Below are 16,806 nucleotides of genomic sequence, written 5' to 3'. Positions count from 1 at the left end.
ACTAGCATCCATCCCATTGCAATCTTTTGAGGATGGAGCGCGTGAACAAGCGTCGTTTCCTGCTGGCCGGCCCTTCTCTGCTGGCCGCTGCCGCCCTGGCTTCCACCACCGCCGCGCGGGCTGCGGCGGATCCCCGGACCCGATTGGTCGTCGCCGACCAGAGCGAGTTGCTGCGCCACCTGCTGGATGCCAGCGGTGAGCGCAAGCGCCTGGGCTTTCAGCTGGAGCTGCCCAACTTCGCGGGCGGCCCGGCCATCTTCGAGGCCATACGCGCAGGCGCGCTGGACATTGCCTATGTGGGCGACACGCCGCCCATCCAGGCGCGCGCCGCCGGTGTGCAGTTGCCCATCATCGCCACCTTCACGCGCGAGCGCGCCCAGTACCGGCTGGTGCAGCGTGCCGATGCAGGCATAGAGCGCCTGGCCGACCTGCGCGGCAAGCGCCTGAGCTATGTGGAAGGCTCGGGCCGCCAGGTCTTCCTGATCGAGGCATTGACACGCGCGGGCCTGACGCTGGCCGACGTGAAGCTGGTCAACCTGCGCGTGGCCGAACTCAACGACGCGCTGCGCGCCAAGGCCGTGGACGTGGCCGTGCTCATGGAGCCCCATGTCACGCGCCTGGGCAAGCAGATCGGCGCGCGGCCCGTGCCCGATCCGCAGGAGCGCACGCTGCTGCCCGCCACCTCGTACATCTACGCACGGCCCGACGTGCTGGCCGACCCGGCCAAGTCCCAGGCCATCGTCGATTTCCTGGGCGCCTTCGTGCGCGCAGGCAAGTGGAGCAATGGCCACGAGCAGGAATGGGGCCGCCACTACTACACGCAGTTCCAGCGCATCGATGCGGAGAGCACGGCGGCCATCCTGGCATCGCAGTCCGACCTGCTGTTCCAGACGGCCGCCGAGGCGCAGCCGCACCACCAGAAGCTGATCGACATCCTGCACGCCGCCGGCAGCCTGCCGCAGCGGCTGGATGCGGCCGGCTCCTTCGTGACCACCTACGACCGCGTGATCGTGGCCAACCGATGAACCGGCCAGAAAACACACGATGACGCAAGCGCAACTGGACATCAACGCGGCCGGTCTGGCACCGGCCACCGCAGCCACCGCTCAATCCGAGCCCGCCACCCGGGCCGCCGTGCAACTGGTGCCCGCGCGCCTGTCGCAGGGCGCGCTGCTGGTGGGCCCCGGCCTGCTGCTGGTGCTGTGGGAGGCGGCCTCGCGCCTGGGCTGGCTGTCGCCCGAGACGCTGACCGCGCCCTCGCAGGCCCTGGTCGCCGGCTACGGCATGGTGGCAGACGGCAGCCTGCTGCCCCACCTGCTGGCATCGGCAGGCCGTGCCTACAGCGGGTTGCTGCTGGGCGTGGTGGCTGGCGTGCTGCTGGCCCTGGCCTCGGGCCTGACGCGCACGGGCGAGGCCCTGCTCGACGGCCTGGTGCAGATCAAGCGCGCCGTGCCCACGCTGGCGCTGATTCCCCTGGCCATCATCTGGCTGGGCATTGGCGAGTCCATGAAGATCTTCCTGATCTTCACGGCCGTGCTGGTGCCCGTCTACATCAACACCCACGCGGCCCTGCGCGGCATCGACATCGGCCATGTGGAGCTGGCCCAGACCCTGGGCCTGTCGCGCGCCGAATTCATCCGCAAGGTGGCGCTGCCGGGCGCACTGCCGGGCTTCTTCGTGGGCCTGCGCATTGCCGTGTCGCTGTGCTGGACGGCGCTGGTGGTGCTGGAGCTGATCAACACGCAGACCGGCATCGGCTACCTCATGAACCGCGCCCGCGACTGGGGGCAGACCGATGTGATCGTGGTGGGCATCCTCATCTACGCCCTGCTGGGCCTGCTGTCCGACGCCGTGGTGCGCCGCATCGAGGCGCATGTGCTGTCCTACCGGAGGTCGCTGGGATCATGAGCCATCACCCCACCCCGGGTGCCGTGCGGCTGCAGCGCTTCACGCGCAGCTTTGGCGGCAAGAACGTGCTGGACGCCATCGACCTGGACATTGCCCCGGGCCAGTTCGTGGCCCTGCTGGGCGAGTCCGGCTCGGGCAAGACCACCTTGCTGCGCGCGCTCGCGGGGCTGGACGGCCATGCGCAGTCCAGCGGTGCGGCCAGTGCGCAGGGCAATGTCTCAGTGCTGTTCCAGGATGCTCGCCTGCTGCCCTGGCTGTCGGTGCTGGACAACCTCACGCTGGGTCTGGACGCGCGCGCCGTGCTGCCCGCAGCACGGCAAATCCTGCACGACGTGGGCCTGCAGGACAAGGCCGGCGCCTGGCCCGCCACGCTGTCGGGCGGGCAAAAGCAGCGCGCATCGCTGGCCCGCAGCCTGCTGCGCAACCCGCACGTGCTGCTGGCCGACGAGCCCTTCGGCGCGCTGGACGCGCTCACGCGCATGCGCATGCACGGCCTGCTGCTGCGCCTGGTCGAGCGCATACGGCCCACGGTCATCCTCGTCACGCACGACGTGGACGAATCCCTGCTGCTGGCCGACCGCATCCTGGTGCTCAGGGACGGCCGCATCGCCGAGGACCACGCCGTGGACCTGCCCCATCCCCGCCGCCCCGACCATCCTGCCTTCATGCAGCTGCGCGCCACCTTGCTGCGCAGCCTGGGCGTCGAGACAGAGATCGCCTGACGCCGGCCCCGCCCGCGAAACAACCCACACAACAAAGGACTGCTCCCATGTCTCGGCAACTGCACCTGAACCTGTTCCTCATGACGCGCGGCCACCATGAAGGCGCCTGGCGCCATCCCGGCGCCAACCGCAAGGCGCTCACCGACCTGGAGCTGTACGTCGATGCCGCACGCATCGCCGAGGCCGCCAAATTCGACGCCGTCTTCCTGGCCGACAGCCTGGTCGGGCCCGAGAACGGCCAGCAGATCACCTCGGGCCTGCTGGACCCGCTGGTGCTGCTGACGGCACTGGCGCTGCGCACCGAGCGCATCGGCCTGATCGGCACCGCCTCCACCACCTACAGCCATGCCTATACGCTGGCGCGCCAGTTCGCCTCGCTGGACCATCTGTCCAAGGGGCGGGCGGGCTGGAACATCGTCACTTCCTGGGCGCCCAACGCGGGCCTGAACTTCGGACTGGCCGACAACGTGGACCACGGCGACCGCTACCGCATCGCCGAGGAATTCGTGTCCGCCGTCGATGCACTGTGGCGCAGCTTTCCGGCCAGCGCCCTGCTGGACGACACGGCGGCCGGCCAGTTCCTCGACGCATCGCAGATCCAGCCCATCCACTTCGAGGGCAAATACATCCGCACGCGCGGCCCGCTCAACGTGCCCGGCAGCCCGCAGGGCCGGCCCGTCTTCGTGCAGGCCGGCCAGTCCGAGTCCGGCCGCGCCTTTGCCGCGCAATGGGCCGAGGCCATCTTCACGGCCCACGGCTCGCGGGAATCGGCCCAGGCCTTCTATGCCGACATCAAGGGACAGGCGCAGCAGCTGGGCCGCCGCCCGCAGGACATCGTGATCCTGCCCGGCATCAGCGCCGCCATCGGCTCCACCGAATACGAGGCGCGCCAGGTCTGGGAAGAGCTCGACAGCCTGACCAGCATCGAGGTCGGCCTGGCCCGCCTGTCCGCACGCTTTGGCGGCCACGACTTCTCCGCCGTGCCGCTGGACCGCCTGCTCACGCGCGACGACTTCCCCGATCCCGACAAGGTCGAAGCCTCGCGCAGCCGCGCCGTGGGCTACGTGGAAACCAGCCTGCGCGACGGCCTCACCCTGCGCGGCCTGCTCAAGCGCCTGGCCGGCGCCCGCGGCCACCTGGCCGTGGCCGGCACGCCCGAACAGGTGGCCGACATCATCGAAGACTGGTTCAAGCACGGCGCAGCCGACGGCTTCAACGTCATGCCGCCCATACTTAACCAGCAGTTCGAGCTGTTCACCAGCGAAGTTGTGCCGATCCTGCGCAAGCGCGGCCTGTTCCGCGAGGAATACGAAAGCCGCACGCTGCGCGGGCATTTCGGGCTGGGGGAGCTGGCGGGGAAGGGAGCGGTTGGTGCCCCAGCCGCCCGCCCAAGGGAGCAAGCGCTGGCGGCTTGACCGATGCAGCGCTGCGGCTGCACAGACAGGCCTACAGCAGAATGTCCGCCGTGGGGTACTTCCAGAAGTCGCGCAGCAGGTAGCTGATCGGCAGGTTCAGATTCGTGGAGCTGGGTGGAATCGGCTGCAGGAACCACTTCTCGTAGATGGGGTGGATTTCGCGGCTGGTGATGATCCGCTTCATCTCTTCATCGACCAGTTTCTTGAACGCGGTATCGGCCTTCGGCAGCATGATGGCCAGGGGTTCGGTGGACAGGAACTTGCCCACCACCTTCAGGGCGCGTGGATCGGGCCGTGCAGCGGCCAGCCCGTTGAGAAGCACGTCATCCATCACGAACGCGTCGGCTTCGCCCTTCTCCACCATCTCCAGGGCCCTCGCGTGATCGGGGGCCTCCACAATGGTGATGCCCATGAGGCGCTGCCTGTTGGCCTGCGTCACCAGGGCCATCGGGCTGGTGCCCTTGGTGGAAACCAGCTTTTTGCCCTTGAGATCCTCCATCGCGTTGACGGTGCTTTCGGCCTTCACGAGCATCCGGGCGCCGGTGATGAAATGGGGAACCGTGAACGCCACGGTCTGGCGCCGCTGCGCGTTGTTCGTGGTCGAGCCGCACTCCATGTCGGCCTTGCCCTGCTCGATCACGGCCATGCGATTGGCGGGCGTGACCATCAGGAACTCCACCTTCATGTCCTTCCTGCCTGTCTGCTTGCGCACCGCCTCGGCCAGGCGAAGGCACAGATCCAGCGCGTAACCGACGGGCTTGCCGCTGCGCGTGTCGATGTAGGAGAAGGGGACCGACGATTCCCGGTGCGCGATCACCAGCGCGCCACCGGCATTGATCTTGTCCAGCACACCGGCTGTCGATACGCCGCTCAAGGCCAACAGGCCCAACGCACCCAACGCAATTCCCCACTGGCGAAAGATCATCGAAGTCCTTGGATCGCAAGCGCTGGGCGGCGCCCAGCAGTGTCGTGACAGGTTATACACGTATTGTTACCAGATGTGCAAACCTGAGCTTACGCGCCCCCATCCTCATCCAGCAGTTCGAATCGTTCGCCAGCGAAGTCCTCCCCATGCTGCAAAAGCGCGGCCTGTTCCGCAAGGAAGACGACAGCCGCATGCTGCGCGGGCATTGCGGGCTCGGGGAGCTGGCAGGGGCGGCGAGTGGGAGAAGGCGTTGGCTGTCTGATGCAAAGCCGACCTATCGTGGCGCGGCCATGGCAACACAGGCCTCATGAAACGCCACGATGGCCTTCGTGCAAGCCTGGGGCTCCGCCTGAAAAATGAAATGCGGCCCGGCAATGCTTTCAACGCGCGCATTGCCGGATATGGATGCCACGAGGCCCGCCGCATTGGCTGGCATCAGCCTGTCGTGGCTGGCTCGCAGATAAAGCAAGGGCTGCCGCACACGAACGCCCTGCGCCAGCAGATCAACCTCCAGAGCCTGCCGGACGCGGCCCGCCCAAACCACCGGAGCAACCGTCTGCAGGGCCTGCTTGAGCAAGGCGCGCCCGGACGCTGTCGCATGGCCATTGCTCAGCACTCCATCGAGCAGCCACATCGGAGCGCATGCCGCCGGGACCCATGCCAACAGCCCAGACAGGCTAGAAAGGACTGACTTCAAGGGCAAATCCAGGCGTGCGAACGAGGCTCCCAGAATGACGCCCCGAACCCGCGTGAGGTGCTCCGCCGCCAGGCGCAACGCCAACGGTCCCGAGAACGATTCGCCGATCAGCAAAAACGGCCCGGCGGGCAGACGGGCTCGCACATGGCCCAGCAGTTCGTCATAGGAAAGCGGCTCATCCGTCGGATAGGTGATGACCTGCACCTGAAAGAACGTGGACAGAACCTGCGCGAACTCCGCCAGCAGCAAGCCTGTGCCGTCCAGACCAGGCAGGATCACCAGTCTGGGCAAATCCTGGCCCTGGCCATGGCTCTGCCCCTTGTTCTCACCCGCTCCACCACTCACTCCCCTCATCGGACATCGCTCCCTCAAAGGCCCAACCATAGCCGAAGCACGCCCTTGATTGGCGCCCGCATGTGCGGCAGCCCCGGACCTGCTCCAGGCTATCCGCCCTCCCCCGTTGTGGCAGGATCACCAGCACCAGAATTACCGAGGGAACTCCCATGCTGATCAACTGCGTCGCCTACGAAAACGGGGCCAAGCTGGCGGACATTCCCGTCGCCGACATCAGCAACTACATAGAGCGGCCCGGCTGCTTCGTCTGGGTGGCGCTGGCGGACGCCACGCCGGCCGAGCTGGAGGAGATGCGCCAGGAGTTCGGCCTGCACGCCCTGGCCGTGGAGGATGCGCTGCACGGCCACCAGCGGCCCAAGCTGGAGGAGTACGGCAGCTCGCTGTTTGCCGTGATGCACCTGCTGGAGCCCGAGCCCGAGCGGCCCGGGCACTTCAACCACGGCGAGGTCGATGTCTTCGTGGGCTCCAACTACGTGCTGTCGGTGCGCAACCGCAGCAAGCGCGGTTTCCTGGGCGTGCGCGAGCGCTGTGAGAGCGAGCCGGAGCTGCTGCGCCACGGCTCGGGCTTTGTGCTGTATGCGCTGATGGATGCGGTGGTGGACCGCTACTTTCCCATCATCGACGCGCTGGAGGTGGAGCTGGAGCAGATCGAGCAGCAGATCTTCACCAAGGGCGCGGCGCGCGACAACATCAAGCAGCTGTATGAACTCAAGGGCCGCGCCATGGACCTCAAGCACGCCGTGGCCCCCCTGCTGGAAGCCGTGGGCAAGCTCAACGGCGGGCGCGTCCCCCAGATCTGCGTGGGCTCCAGGGACTACTTCCGCGATGTGATGGATCACCTGGGCCGCATCAACGCCCAGATCGACACCATGCGCGACACCGTGGGCACGGCCATCCAGGTGAACCTGTCCATGGTGTCCATCGAGGAAAACGAAGTCACCAAGCGGCTGGCAGCCTGGGCCAGTATCTTCGCCATCTGCACGGCCTTCTTCGGCGTCTGGGGAATGAACTTCGAGAACATGCCCGAACTGAAGTGGCAATACGGCTATCCGGCCGCACTGCTGTTCGTGCTGGGTGTTTGCGGCCTGCTTTACTACAAGTTCCGCAAGGCGGGGTGGCTATAGGCGGCGGGAAGGCGAGCGGTGCCAGGGTATTCACCCAGCCACACCGTCACAGCCGCGTCACACATCCACGCCACCATCCCAGGCGCCAACTCCTGGACGCCCGGATTCCCCACCATGTACGACGAACTTCTGCCCGACCACCATGATTCGCTGATGCAGCGCATCGAACGCGATCTGCTCGACAGCTACGACGAAGAACTGGAGATGGAGATAGACGACGCCCGCCTGAGCAGCGGTGGCGACGATCTGGACGGTGCCGACTCCGTGAGCCGCCAGACCTACTTCCGCGAACTGCTGCGCCTGCAGGGCGAGCTGGTCAAGCTGCAGGACTGGGTGCAGCACCACAAGAAGAAGGTGGTCATTCTCTTCGAGGGCCGCGATGCGGCCGGCAAGGGCGGCGTGATCAAGCGCATCACCCAGCGCCTGAACCCGCGCGTATGCCGCGTGGCCGCCCTGCCCGCGCCCAACGACCGCGAGCGCACGCAGTGGTATTTCCAGCGCTATGTCTCCCACCTGCCTGCGGGTGGCGAGATCGTTCTCTTTGACCGCAGCTGGTACAACCGCGCGGGCGTGGAGCGCGTGATGGGCTTTTGCTCCGACGAGGAGTACGAGGAGTTCTTCCGCTCCGTGCCCGAGTTCGAGAAGATGCTGGTGCGCTCGGGCATCACGCTGGTGAAGTACTGGTTCTCCATCACCGACGACGAGCAGCACCTGCGCTTTCTGGGCCGCGTGCACGACCCGCTCAAGCAGTGGAAGCTCAGTCCCATGGACTTCGAGAGCCGCCGCCGCTGGGAGGACTACACCAAGGCCAAGGAAGCCATGCTGGAGCGCACCCACATCGCCGAGGCGCCCTGGTGGCTGGTGCAGGCCGTGGACAAGAAGAAGGCGCGGCTCAACTGCATCTCCCACCTGCTGACGCAGCTGCCCTATGAAGAGATAGAGCACCCGGCCATCGTGCTGCCAGAGCGCACGCGCAATCCCGAATACACACGCAACCCCGTTCCCCAGCACATGTACGTTCCGGACAAGTACTGACACCCCCTGAGGCGCTTCGCGCCTTCCCCCTCTCTACCCGCTTTGCGGGGGAGGGGGACGACACCCCCGGTGCGGGGGCGGCCCTTCCTTGGTGTCTCTGGCTTCAGCAAGTGCCCATTTCATGCGCACGGCCGACTTTCAGACCTTATGCGCCTCGCCGTCCTCCACGGATGCCTCGGACGCCTCAGGCGTCTCTGGCGCTGGCTCTGCCCCGGCGACTGCAGCCGCCTGCGGCACCTCGGCAACCTCGGCCGCACGCTTGCGCCGGTCCTGCTCCAGCAGCGCGGTCAGCGCCGCGTGGATGCGCTCCAGCGTGCCGCCCGGGTTGACCCACCAGTCCGTGGACCAGATGCGCAGTATCTGCCAGCCCAGGCCGCGCAGCACCTGCTCGCGCAGCTTGTCGCGGTCGCGCGCCGTGGCCGAGCGGTGGTAGGTGGCGCCGTCGCACTCCACGCCCGCCAGGTAGCTGCCCGCATGGTCCGGGTGCACCACGCCCAGGTCCACGCGGAACGAGGATGCGCCGATCTGCGTGTGCACGCGCCAGCCCTTGCGCTCCAGCGCCTGGGCCACGCTGGCCTCGAACGGGCTGTCGAAATCGCCCTGGCTGCCATGGTGCGACTCGGCCAGCGCGCGCGGGCCGCGCTCGGCAAATTCCAGGAAGTGCTTGAGATCGCGCACGCCCGCTGCCTGGGTGCGCGACAGGTCCATTTGCTCGCCGCGCAGGCTGGAGAAGATGCGCAGTTCCTGCCGCGCCCGCGTCACCGCCACGTTCAGCCGCCGCTCGCCGCCGTCGCGGTTGAGCGGGCCGAAGTTCATGGACACCGCGCCCGAGATATCGGGCCCGTAGGTGATGGAAAAGTACATGATGTCCCGCTCGTCGCCCTGCACGCTTTCCAGGTTCTTGACGAAGACGGGCTCCAGCAGCGCATCGGAGAAAAACGGCTCCAGCCCCGGGTCCTTGCGGCGCTCCTCGTCCAGCAAATCCTCGATCAGGCTTTGCTGCTCGGAGTTGAAGGTGACCACGCCGATGGTGGCACCCGACTGCGCAAACCCCGGCGACTTCAGCCGCGCCACCAGGTCGGCCACCAGGGCCTTGGCCTCGGGCTGGTTGATGCGGGCGCCACCCTTCTCATAGCGGCCCTGCACGGCGTGGAAGCTGACGGCGCGGTCATCGGTGACGGGCGAGGGAAAGGTCACCAGCCCGCCGCCGTAGTAACGGTGGTTGCTGAAGGCGATCAGGCTTTCATGGCGCGAGCGGTAGTGCCACGACAGGTTGCGCGTGGGCAGGCTGGCGCCCAGGCATTCGTCCAGGATGCTTTCCATGTCGCCTTCCACGCCCTGCGTGTCGTCGTCGAAGGTGTCGGAGGTGTCGGCGCGGCCGAAGAAGCTGGTGGGCGGCAGCTGCTTGGGGTCGCCCACCATGACCACCTGCCTGGCACGCGCCATGGCGCCGATGGCGTCCCAGACGGGGATCTGCGAGGCCTCGTCGAAGATGACGATGTCGAAGTTGCTGGTCTCGGCGCTCAGGTACTGGGCAATGGACAGCGGGCTCATCAGCAGGCAGGGCGTCAGGCGCAGCACGGCCGAGGGGATCTGCTCCAGCAGCTGGCGCAGCGGCAGGTGCTGGCGCTTCTTGGTGATCTCGCGCCGCAGAATGCCCCACTCGCTGTTGCGCTGGATGCTGTCGGCCGACGGCAGGCCCGCGCACAGCCGCGCGCGTATCCACTGGCGCGTGACCGAGGTGAATTCATCGTCCAGCGCGCGGAAGTCGGCAATGCGCCGCTCATGCTCGGCAGAGACGAAGCGCTTGAGCACCTCGTCCTCGTCCACGGCCAGCGCCAGCCACCAGCGCGCGTAGTTGACCTCGAAGGCCTTGGGCGCTTGGGCCGGCGCCAGGCTGCCGGACTCGATGGCATCGGCCAGCGCACCCAGCCCGCCCGCGCGGGCCGCGGCCTGGGCATTGCGCCAGGCGCACCAGGCATGCAGGCCGCCCTGCCCGGCCAGCACGCCGCCCGCCGTGGCCGCCAGTTGCTCGGCCGTGCTCTGGGCCAGGGCACGCTGCTGCGGCTCGCCATGGGCTGCCGCCGCGCTGAAGGGGTCTATGGCCGCGTGCAGGCCGGCCAGGCTGTCCAGCAACTGCTGGCAGGCCATGCCGACCGCGGCGCCCTCGCCCAGCTCGGCGCTGCGCAAGGCCAGCACCTGGTGCAGCGCCTGGCGTGCCTGGGCCAGCTCGGCCTCCTGCCAGCCCAGCCCGGTCAGCCCTGCCTGCAGCGATCCCTGCAGGCGCAGCGCATGCTCCACGGCTTGCGGGCGCGTGTCCAGGCCGTCCCAGACGCCGGGGCAGCGCAAGCGCAGATCGTCCAGCGCCAGCAGTTGTTCCTCGATGGCGCTGCGGGCCGCCAGCTGCGCATGGGCCTGCTGCAGCGCCGCACCACTGCGGCCCTGGGCCACGGCGGCGTGCGATGCCATCAGGCCGCCGCGCCGCGTCAGTTGCAGGCGCTCGCGCTCGAAGGCCAGCCCGTCCTGCAAGGCCTGGGCATCGGTTTCCAGCCCGCGCCACAGGCCGTGGCTGGCATCGGCCAGCGGCAGGTAGCCATCGAGCTGGCGGTCGATCTGGTACAGGGCCTGCAGGCGCTGCACTTCGGCCGCCCAGCGCTCACCGCCATGGCCTTCGGCCACGGCCTCCAGTCCGTCGAGCGAGAAGGATTTCTGCGCGCGCGCGGCCAGCAGGGCCGCATTGGCCTTCAAGGCGCTGCGCGCATGGTCGGTGCGCGTGCGGTGTCCGGCCCACAGGCCGTCGGCTGCGGCGCCGGGCTGGATCTGGTCCAGTTCCTCGCGCAGACCCCGGATGCGCACCAGGGCGGCCAGGTCATCGGCCACGCGCGGCTCGCCCGTGCCCTCGATGGTGGCCTCCAGCGCCGCGCGCACCTTGCGCCGGCCCAGCCAGGACAGCGGCCACAAGGACTTGCCGGCCCTGGCCCATTCGCGCTGCAGCTGCGAGACATTGAGCTGGCCCACGCCCGGGCCGTACTTGACGGACAGGCCCTGGCGCAGCGCCGCGATCTCGTCGATGCACTGCAGGCCGCGCTCCAGCTCATCGCCCAGGGCCACGGGCCAGGGCGTGCCCAGCCCGGCCTGCAGGCGCCGGCGCTGCGCCAGCAGGTCCAGCGCCTGGGCCAGGCGCGCATGCAGCTCGGCCGGCCAGGGCGCCGGAATCTGTGCAGACAGATCACCGTGCTGCGCCAGCAGCTGCAGGCCCGATTGCAGGGATTCTCCAATGCGCGCGCCGTCAGGCAGCACGCAGAAGGCCAGGTTGCGGCCTGCGGCCGCAGGCAGCGCGCGCGCGATCACGCCCAGCGCCGAGCGCGCCTGGCGCCCCAGCGCCGGCCACTCGATGCGCAGCAGCCGGCCCAGCTGCTGCGCCGCCTCGGCAAAGCCCTGGCCTGCATCGTGCAGCGCCTGGGCGGCATCCACCATCTGCTGCTGCCAGCGCACGGACCAGTCGCTGGCCTGCACCGTGGCCAGGGGCCCGTCCTTCAGATGCTGCGCGCCCACGGCCTGGGCATTGGCCTGCAGGCGGCCCGCAGTCTCGCGCAAAAGGGCCAGGCCCGCTTCGTCATGGGCCTGGGGCGTGGGCCAGTGAAATCCCAGGCGCGGCAGCGCCTCGCCACCGGCCACGGCGCCAATGGCGCGGTAGATGGTCCAGCCGTTGGCGTGGCGCCGGTGCAGGCGCTCCACATAGGCCGACAGCTGCTCGCGCAGGCGGCCGAGCTGGCTGGCCTTGGCGGCCCAGGCCTCGGCATCCACCTGGCCATGCGAGTCCCAGGATTTCTGCAGCTGGCCCAGCACGTCGAGCTTGCGGCTCTTGTTGGAGTGCAGCTCCAGGCAGAACTCGCCCAGGCCCACTTCGCGCAGGCGGCGGTAGACCACGTCCAGCGCGGCGATTTTCTCGGCCACGAAGAGCACGCGCTTGTCCTCGGCCAGGCACTGCGCGATCAGGTTGGCAATGGTCTGGCTCTTGCCCGTGCCCGGCGGGCCGATGAGCACGAAGTCCTTGCCGCGCGCAGCGGCCATCACGGCCGACAGCTGCGATGAATCGGCCGGCAGCGGGCTGAAGACCTGCTGCGGCGCGAACTCCTGGTCCAGCCGCCGCGTGTCGGGAAAGGCGATCTCCGAGCGATAGGGCTCGCGCGGCGTGTCGATCAGGTGGGCGACCACGGGCGAGCTGCGCAGCTGGTCGGCGCGCTCGGCCAGGTCCTTCCACATCAGGTACTTGGCGAAGGAGAACATGGACAGCACCACGTCCTCGCTGACCTCCCAGCCGCGCACGTCCTTGATCGCCTCGCGCACGCGGGCCCAGATGCCGGCGATGTCCAGCCCGGCCTCGTCGCGCGGCAGGTCGCCTGCGGGCACGCCCAGCTCCAGCTGGAAGTCCTGGCGCAGCATCTCGACCAGCGTGGGGTTGAAGCGCGGCTCGTCCTCATGCGCCTGCAGCGTGAAGCCCGAGCGCGCGCTCTTGCGCTCCAGCGTGACGGGCAGCAGGATCAGCGGCGCGCGCACGCGCACATCGGGCTTGTCGGGCCGGCTCCAGACCAGAAAGCCCAGGGCCACGAACAAGGTGTTGGCGCCGCCTTCCTGCAGCGCGTTGCGCGCGCCGCGGAACAGCTCCACAAAGCGGCTGTCCAGCTCCAGCGGCTCCAGGTCGATGAAGACCTCGCGCCGCTGCAGCGCCTCTTCGGCGTGCGCGCCGCGCAGGTCTTCCAGGCTGCGCGCCTCGTGCAATGGCTGGCTGCGCGGGTCCTTGCCCTGCATGAGCTCGGGGCTGGGCAGCAGCTTGAGCACCTGGCCCCGGGCCAGCGTGTCCTCCAGCGCGGGCGCGGCCACCTGCAGCAGCAGCGATTTCTTGCCGGGCTTGAAGTTGAGCAGCGCATTGCGCAGCGACAGGTCCAGCAGCCGGCGCTGCCAGCGCGCCAGCCTGTCCTTGGGATCGAGTTGGGAGGTGGGCACTTCGCGTGCCTGCGCCTGCGCCAGGAGTTCGGGCGGCGGCTCCACGGTGAGCCGTGGCTCGACCTGGCCTTCGCCCGCCTCGGGCGCGGCGTCCTGCGGCTGAGCCAGCGCCAGCGGGCGGATGCGCTGCATGCGTGCGCGCCGCACGTCCACCAGCAGCTCGAACTGGTCCTCATGCTCTTCGGCCAGCTGGCGCGCGCCCTGGGCAATGGCCTGGCTGAAGGCCACGGCCTGGCCTTGCGCGGCCAGCGTGGTCTCGAAGACCACCAGCTCCTGCAGCTTGAGCCGCTTGCGCACGGCCGTGATGTCATCGACCACGGCGGTCGAGAATTCCTGCCTGCCCAGCCACAGGCCCACGAAGGCATGGCCGCGCGTGAAGACCAGCAGCGGGTTCAGGTGCGCCTGCTCCAGGCAGGAGGCGAACAGCAGCGTCAGGTCCAGGCAGGTGGCCAGGCCCGCATCCAGCACCTGGGACGCGCCGCGTATCTTCTGGCCCGCATGCTCGAAGCTGGCCGGCGGCAGCGCGTAGTTGAGTTTCTTCTGGAGCACGGAAGTCCAGATGGCCGAGGCCAGTTCCCAGGCCCGCTGCGGCCCCTGTTCATAGCCGTTGATGGCGCCGGACTTGCCCGCCGACTCCAGCGCCTGCGCCGCGCCCTTGAGGATACGGTCCACGGCCGGATCGTTGGGTTGCACGAAGGCCGCCACCATCTCGGGCAAATGCCCCAGGCCGCCCCACTGGTTGCGTGCCAGCAGTTCCAGCGGGTGTTCGTGCCGGGCCAGCACCGTCTCTGCCGGCTGGCCGCTGCGCAGCTCCAGCCGCAGCACGGCGGGCTCGGCCTCGGTCAGGCGCGAGAGCAAGGCGCCGTCCAGCGCCACATCCAGGTCGGTCAGCGCATAGGTGCTGTGCGCGGCCACCGACTCCAGGCGCCAGGTGCGCGGCTTGATGAAGGCAGGCTCCGAGGCCAGGTGCAGGCTCAGCGCCTGCAGCGGCAGCTCGCTCTCGTTGACGATGGCCAGCTCCAGCAGCGCGGGCACGGCGTTCTGGAAGTCGGCGAGATTGAGCTTGGCGACGGTGCCGATGCGCAGCTGCGGGGCCGTCTGCGGCGCCTGGGCGGCGGCGGGGGCGGCATCTGCGGGGGAATCTCGGCGGGGGTCTTCTGTCATGCGCGGTAGTCCTTGGCTGGCCAGCAGGCGGCGGGAATTGTCGAAATCCCGTCATATTCCTGGCCTGACGATTGTCCGCTGCGAATGGGGCGCCGTGTCCGAGATGGGCGGTTTTCAGGGGTCACTGTTTGCAAAAAATGAGAGCATGGATGAAGGCGCCGGCCACCGGCGCGCCCGGCTCCAGTACGATGCCGGCCAGCCATGCGCAACATCCCGCCCCTTCACCTCATCGCCGCCTTCGATGCCGTGGCGCGAAGCCAGAGCTTCAAGCAGGCGGCCGAAGAACTAAACCTTTCGGACAGCGCCGTCAGCCACCGCATCCGCGAACTGGAAAAGCTGCTGGGCACCCCGCTGTTCCACCGCACCACGCGCGTGGTCACGCTCAGCGCCGAGGGAGCCTGGCTGCACCAGCAGACCCGCGCCCCGCTGCAGGCGCTGGAGACCACCTTCGGCAGCCTGGTGCAGGGGCGCGACGTGGTGCGCATCAGCGCCCTGCCCTCGTTCGCACGGCTGCGGCTGGTGCCGTCGCTCACGGCCTTTCAGCGCAGCCACCCGGAGGTGTCCATCGCCATCGATCCGACCACGCGCACCGTCAACCTCCAGCAGGGCGAGGCGGACATCGCCATCCGCTTTGCACACCAGGCGCCTCAGGCACCTCTGGCATTCCACTGCGAACGCCTGCTGGACGACGAATGGTTTGCCGTGGCCGCGCCACGCTACCTGGAGCAGTTCGAGGGCCTGGATCTGGCCGGGCTGTTCCGGCGGGCCAGCCTGCTCTCGCACAGCCGCCAACCCTGGGAGCCCTGGCTGCAGGCCGCGGGCCTGCGCATCTCGGCAGCCCAGCGCCAGCTCAGCTATTCGGACACGGGCTTCATGCTGGACGCGGCGCTGAACCTGCAAGGCATTGCGCTGGGCCGCCGCTCCCTGGTCCAGCGCCTGCTGGCCGAGCGCAGCCTGGTGCGCGTCTCGGACACGGCCATCCCCTGCAGCCAGAGCTATTTCCTGCTGGCTTCCGAGCGCGCCATGGTCTCGCGCCATGGCGCGGCCGTCATGGACTGGATTCGTGCGGTGGCGGCCGAGGCCGGATAGCCGGGCGCCGCCGCCAGCCACCCGCGTTCACGCTTCGCACGCTCACGCCCCCACATCCTCAGCGCGCCATGGTCAGCGCAATGCCCAGCAGCACGCCCGCCATGGCCGCCGCCTTGGGCCGCAGATGGCGTTCGGCAAAGAACCGTGCCGACAGCGCAAACACCATGACCAGATTGGCGCGGCGCAGCACCGAGATCACGGCAATCTGCGCGCCCTCCATCTGCACGGCGGCCAGGTAGATGGACTCGGCCAGCACATAGGCCAGCGCAATGGCGGGCACGGCCCAGTTGCGCCCCAGCAGGCTGCGCAGCTCCAGCCCGCGCCAGATCCAGGGCAACAGCAGCAAGGCCAGGGCGCCGCGCTGCAGCGCAGACCAGGCCTGGACGGCAACCAGGTCCATGCGCAGCGTGGCCAGAATGTGCTTGTCGTACAGGGCATTGGCCGAAGACAGCAGCGTGGCCGCCAGCATGCACAGCACCCAGAGATTGCGGCCAAAGCCTATGCCCTCCTTCCGGCCGACCAGGGAGAACAGGTAGTACGAGGCCATGGACACCGCCAGACCCAGCCATTGCCACCAGCCCAGGTGCTCGGACAGCAGGAGCACCGCGCCCAGCGCCGTCCACAGCGGCCCGCTGGCACGCACGCCCGCAGAGATGGACAGCGGCAAGGCCTTCACCGAGTAGTACGACAGCACCCAGGTGGCCACCATCATCAGCGACTTGGGCAGCAGCAGCATCTGCTGGCGCAGGTCCAGCGCGGCGGACGAGGAATCGCCCATCGCCACGAAAGGCAGCCACAGCAGCGCGCCCAGCGCCGAGCACCAGAACACCACCTCCAGCACGGACTTTTCCCCCAGCGCCAGCTTGGTCAGAAAGTCATATGCCCCCAACACCAGGCCGGCCAGCAGCCCCAACACCATCCAGTCCATATCCGCCTGCACTCCTGCATTGACAAGGGTGCAAGCGTAGGAGCGATGGCTGCAGGCATTGCTGAGACCTGTGCGGCGATTGCGCAATCGCGCTCATGAATGCGCGGCCCCGCGGCAGGGCCGGCCATCACTTCATGTACGAGCGCATCACCGACAGCACCAGGTCCACGTCGTCATCACGGGCCTGGCCGCCGGCCGTGCCATCGGCCAGATGGGTGCGCACATGGCCTTCGAGCACCTCGAAGATCATGCCGTTGACGGCGCCGCGCACGGCTGCCAGTTGCTGGAGGATGGCCGCGCAGTCGTGCTCGGCCTCGAGCGCGCGCTCCAGCGCCTGGGCCTGGCCCTGGATGCGGCGGATGCGCGTGAGCAAGCGCTTCTTGTTCTGAATCGTATGTGCCATGAGGGCCATTCTAGGCGCCTGCACATACTGGGGTA

At 68.6% G+C, this 16,806-nt stretch carries 13 protein-coding genes; 8 read left to right on the top strand and 5 right to left on the bottom strand.

Annotation, left to right across the window (positions count from 1 at the left end):
* Positions 1-32 precede the first annotated feature (32 nt).
* From ACM14_RS11550 to ACM14_RS11535, 4 genes are read left to right on the top strand one after another with little or no spacing between them, the layout of a single operon-like run.
* Positions 33-1,025, top strand: coding sequence for an ABC transporter substrate-binding protein (locus ACM14_RS11550; RefSeq protein WP_065346213.1), 993 nt, complete (start codon positions 33-35; stop codon positions 1,023-1,025).
* A 19-nt stretch (positions 1,026-1,044) separates the two neighbouring features.
* Positions 1,045-1,908, top strand: a complete 864-nt coding sequence (locus ACM14_RS11545; RefSeq protein WP_065346212.1) for an ABC transporter permease — start codon at positions 1,045-1,047, stop codon at positions 1,906-1,908.
* Positions 1,905-2,630 carry an ABC transporter ATP-binding protein gene (locus ACM14_RS11540; RefSeq protein WP_065346211.1) on the top strand — a complete coding sequence of 242 codons (726 nt, stop codon included), beginning with the start codon at positions 1,905-1,907 and terminating at the stop codon, positions 2,628-2,630. The genes ACM14_RS11545 and ACM14_RS11540 overlap by 4 nt, the downstream gene beginning before the upstream one ends.
* Positions 2,631-2,677: 47 nt before the next feature.
* Complete coding sequence (locus ACM14_RS11535; protein WP_065346210.1) at positions 2,678-4,045, top strand: LLM class flavin-dependent oxidoreductase; 1,368 nt, start codon at positions 2,678-2,680, stop codon at positions 4,043-4,045.
* Between the two features lie 31 nt (positions 4,046-4,076).
* Here the strand turns inward: ACM14_RS11535 and ACM14_RS11530 are convergent, their stop codons facing one another.
* Positions 4,077-4,970: an amino acid ABC transporter substrate-binding protein gene (locus ACM14_RS11530; protein WP_065346209.1), complete on the bottom strand. Its 894-nt coding sequence runs from the start codon at positions 4,968-4,970 to the stop codon at positions 4,077-4,079.
* A gap of 8 nt (positions 4,971-4,978) precedes the next feature.
* Between ACM14_RS11530 and ACM14_RS31505 the strand changes: the two genes are divergently transcribed.
* Positions 4,979-5,281 (top strand): hypothetical protein, encoded by a 303-nt coding sequence (locus tag ACM14_RS31505; protein WP_139093411.1) that lies wholly within the window; start codon positions 4,979-4,981, stop codon positions 5,279-5,281.
* Here ACM14_RS31505 and ACM14_RS11525 read toward each other — a convergent pair.
* Positions 5,245-5,946 carry an alpha/beta fold hydrolase gene (locus tag ACM14_RS11525; RefSeq protein ID WP_139093410.1) on the bottom strand — a complete coding sequence of 234 codons (702 nt, stop codon included), beginning with the start codon at positions 5,944-5,946 and terminating at the stop codon, positions 5,245-5,247. The genes ACM14_RS31505 and ACM14_RS11525 overlap by 37 nt on opposite strands.
* Positions 5,947-6,170: 224 nt before the next feature.
* Here ACM14_RS11525 and corA point away from each other — a divergent pair, with 224 nt between their 5' ends.
* Together corA and ppk2 are read left to right on the top strand one after the other, a co-directional pair.
* Positions 6,171-7,145 (top strand): magnesium/cobalt transporter CorA, encoded by a 975-nt coding sequence (corA, locus tag ACM14_RS11520; protein WP_012206223.1) that lies wholly within the window; start codon positions 6,171-6,173, stop codon positions 7,143-7,145.
* 114 nt (positions 7,146-7,259) lie between these two features.
* Positions 7,260-8,180, top strand: a complete 921-nt coding sequence (ppk2, locus tag ACM14_RS11515; RefSeq protein WP_065346208.1) for a polyphosphate kinase 2 — start codon at positions 7,260-7,262, stop codon at positions 8,178-8,180.
* Positions 8,181-8,318: 138 nt separating this feature from the next.
* On the opposite strand, the gene ACM14_RS11510 is transcribed toward ppk2, so the two are convergent.
* Positions 8,319-14,351: a DUF4011 domain-containing protein gene (locus tag ACM14_RS11510; protein WP_065346207.1), complete on the bottom strand. Its 6,033-nt coding sequence runs from the start codon at positions 14,349-14,351 to the stop codon at positions 8,319-8,321.
* Positions 14,352-14,552: 201 nt separating this feature from the next.
* Between ACM14_RS11510 and ACM14_RS11505 the strand changes: the two genes are divergently transcribed.
* Positions 14,553-15,440 (top strand): LysR substrate-binding domain-containing protein, encoded by an 888-nt coding sequence (locus tag ACM14_RS11505; protein ID WP_065346206.1) that lies wholly within the window; start codon positions 14,553-14,555, stop codon positions 15,438-15,440.
* A gap of 58 nt (positions 15,441-15,498) precedes the next feature.
* Here ACM14_RS11505 and ACM14_RS11500 read toward each other — a convergent pair whose 3' ends face one another.
* Both ACM14_RS11500 and ACM14_RS11495 read right to left on the bottom strand, forming a co-directional pair.
* A complete protein-coding gene (locus ACM14_RS11500; RefSeq protein WP_065346205.1) occupies positions 15,499-16,368 on the bottom strand; it encodes a DMT family transporter in 870 nt (289 codons plus the stop codon).
* A gap of 127 nt (positions 16,369-16,495) precedes the next feature.
* Positions 16,496-16,771: a metal/formaldehyde-sensitive transcriptional repressor gene (locus ACM14_RS11495; RefSeq protein WP_026062191.1), complete on the bottom strand. Its 276-nt coding sequence runs from the start codon at positions 16,769-16,771 to the stop codon at positions 16,496-16,498.
* Positions 16,772-16,806: the final 35 nt, after the last annotated feature.

The organism is Delftia sp. JD2 (assembly GCF_001682645.1).
GTDB lineage: Bacteria > Pseudomonadota > Gammaproteobacteria > Burkholderiales > Burkholderiaceae_C > Comamonas > Comamonas acidovorans.
This window is presented reverse-complemented; position numbering and strand designations above follow the sequence as displayed.

Bases quoted from the DNA above. Each gene is read 5' to 3' on its own strand.
- ACM14_RS11550 (WP_065346213.1), top strand. From the start codon at position 33: ATGGAGCGCGTGAACAAGCGTCGTTTCCTGCTGGCCGGCCCTTCTCTG.
- ACM14_RS11545 (WP_065346212.1), top strand. From the start codon at position 1,045: ATGACGCAAGCGCAACTGGACATCAACGCGGCCGGTCTGGCACCGGCC.
- ACM14_RS11540 (WP_065346211.1), top strand. From the start codon at position 1,905: ATGAGCCATCACCCCACCCCGGGTGCCGTGCGGCTGCAGCGCTTCACG.
- ACM14_RS11535 (WP_065346210.1), top strand. From the start codon at position 2,678: ATGTCTCGGCAACTGCACCTGAACCTGTTCCTCATGACGCGCGGCCAC.
- ACM14_RS11530 (WP_065346209.1), bottom strand. From the start codon at position 4,970: ATGATCTTTCGCCAGTGGGGAATTGCGTTGGGTGCGTTGGGCCTGTTG.
- corA (WP_012206223.1), top strand. From the start codon at position 6,171: ATGCTGATCAACTGCGTCGCCTACGAAAACGGGGCCAAGCTGGCGGAC.
- ppk2 (WP_065346208.1), top strand. From the start codon at position 7,260: ATGTACGACGAACTTCTGCCCGACCACCATGATTCGCTGATGCAGCGC.
- ACM14_RS11510 (WP_065346207.1), bottom strand. From the start codon at position 14,351: ATGACAGAAGACCCCCGCCGAGATTCCCCCGCAGATGCCGCCCCCGCC.
- ACM14_RS11505 (WP_065346206.1), top strand. From the start codon at position 14,553: ATGCGCAACATCCCGCCCCTTCACCTCATCGCCGCCTTCGATGCCGTG.
- ACM14_RS11500 (WP_065346205.1), bottom strand. From the start codon at position 16,368: ATGGACTGGATGGTGTTGGGGCTGCTGGCCGGCCTGGTGTTGGGGGCA.
- ACM14_RS11495 (WP_026062191.1), bottom strand. From the start codon at position 16,771: ATGGCACATACGATTCAGAACAAGAAGCGCTTGCTCACGCGCATCCGC.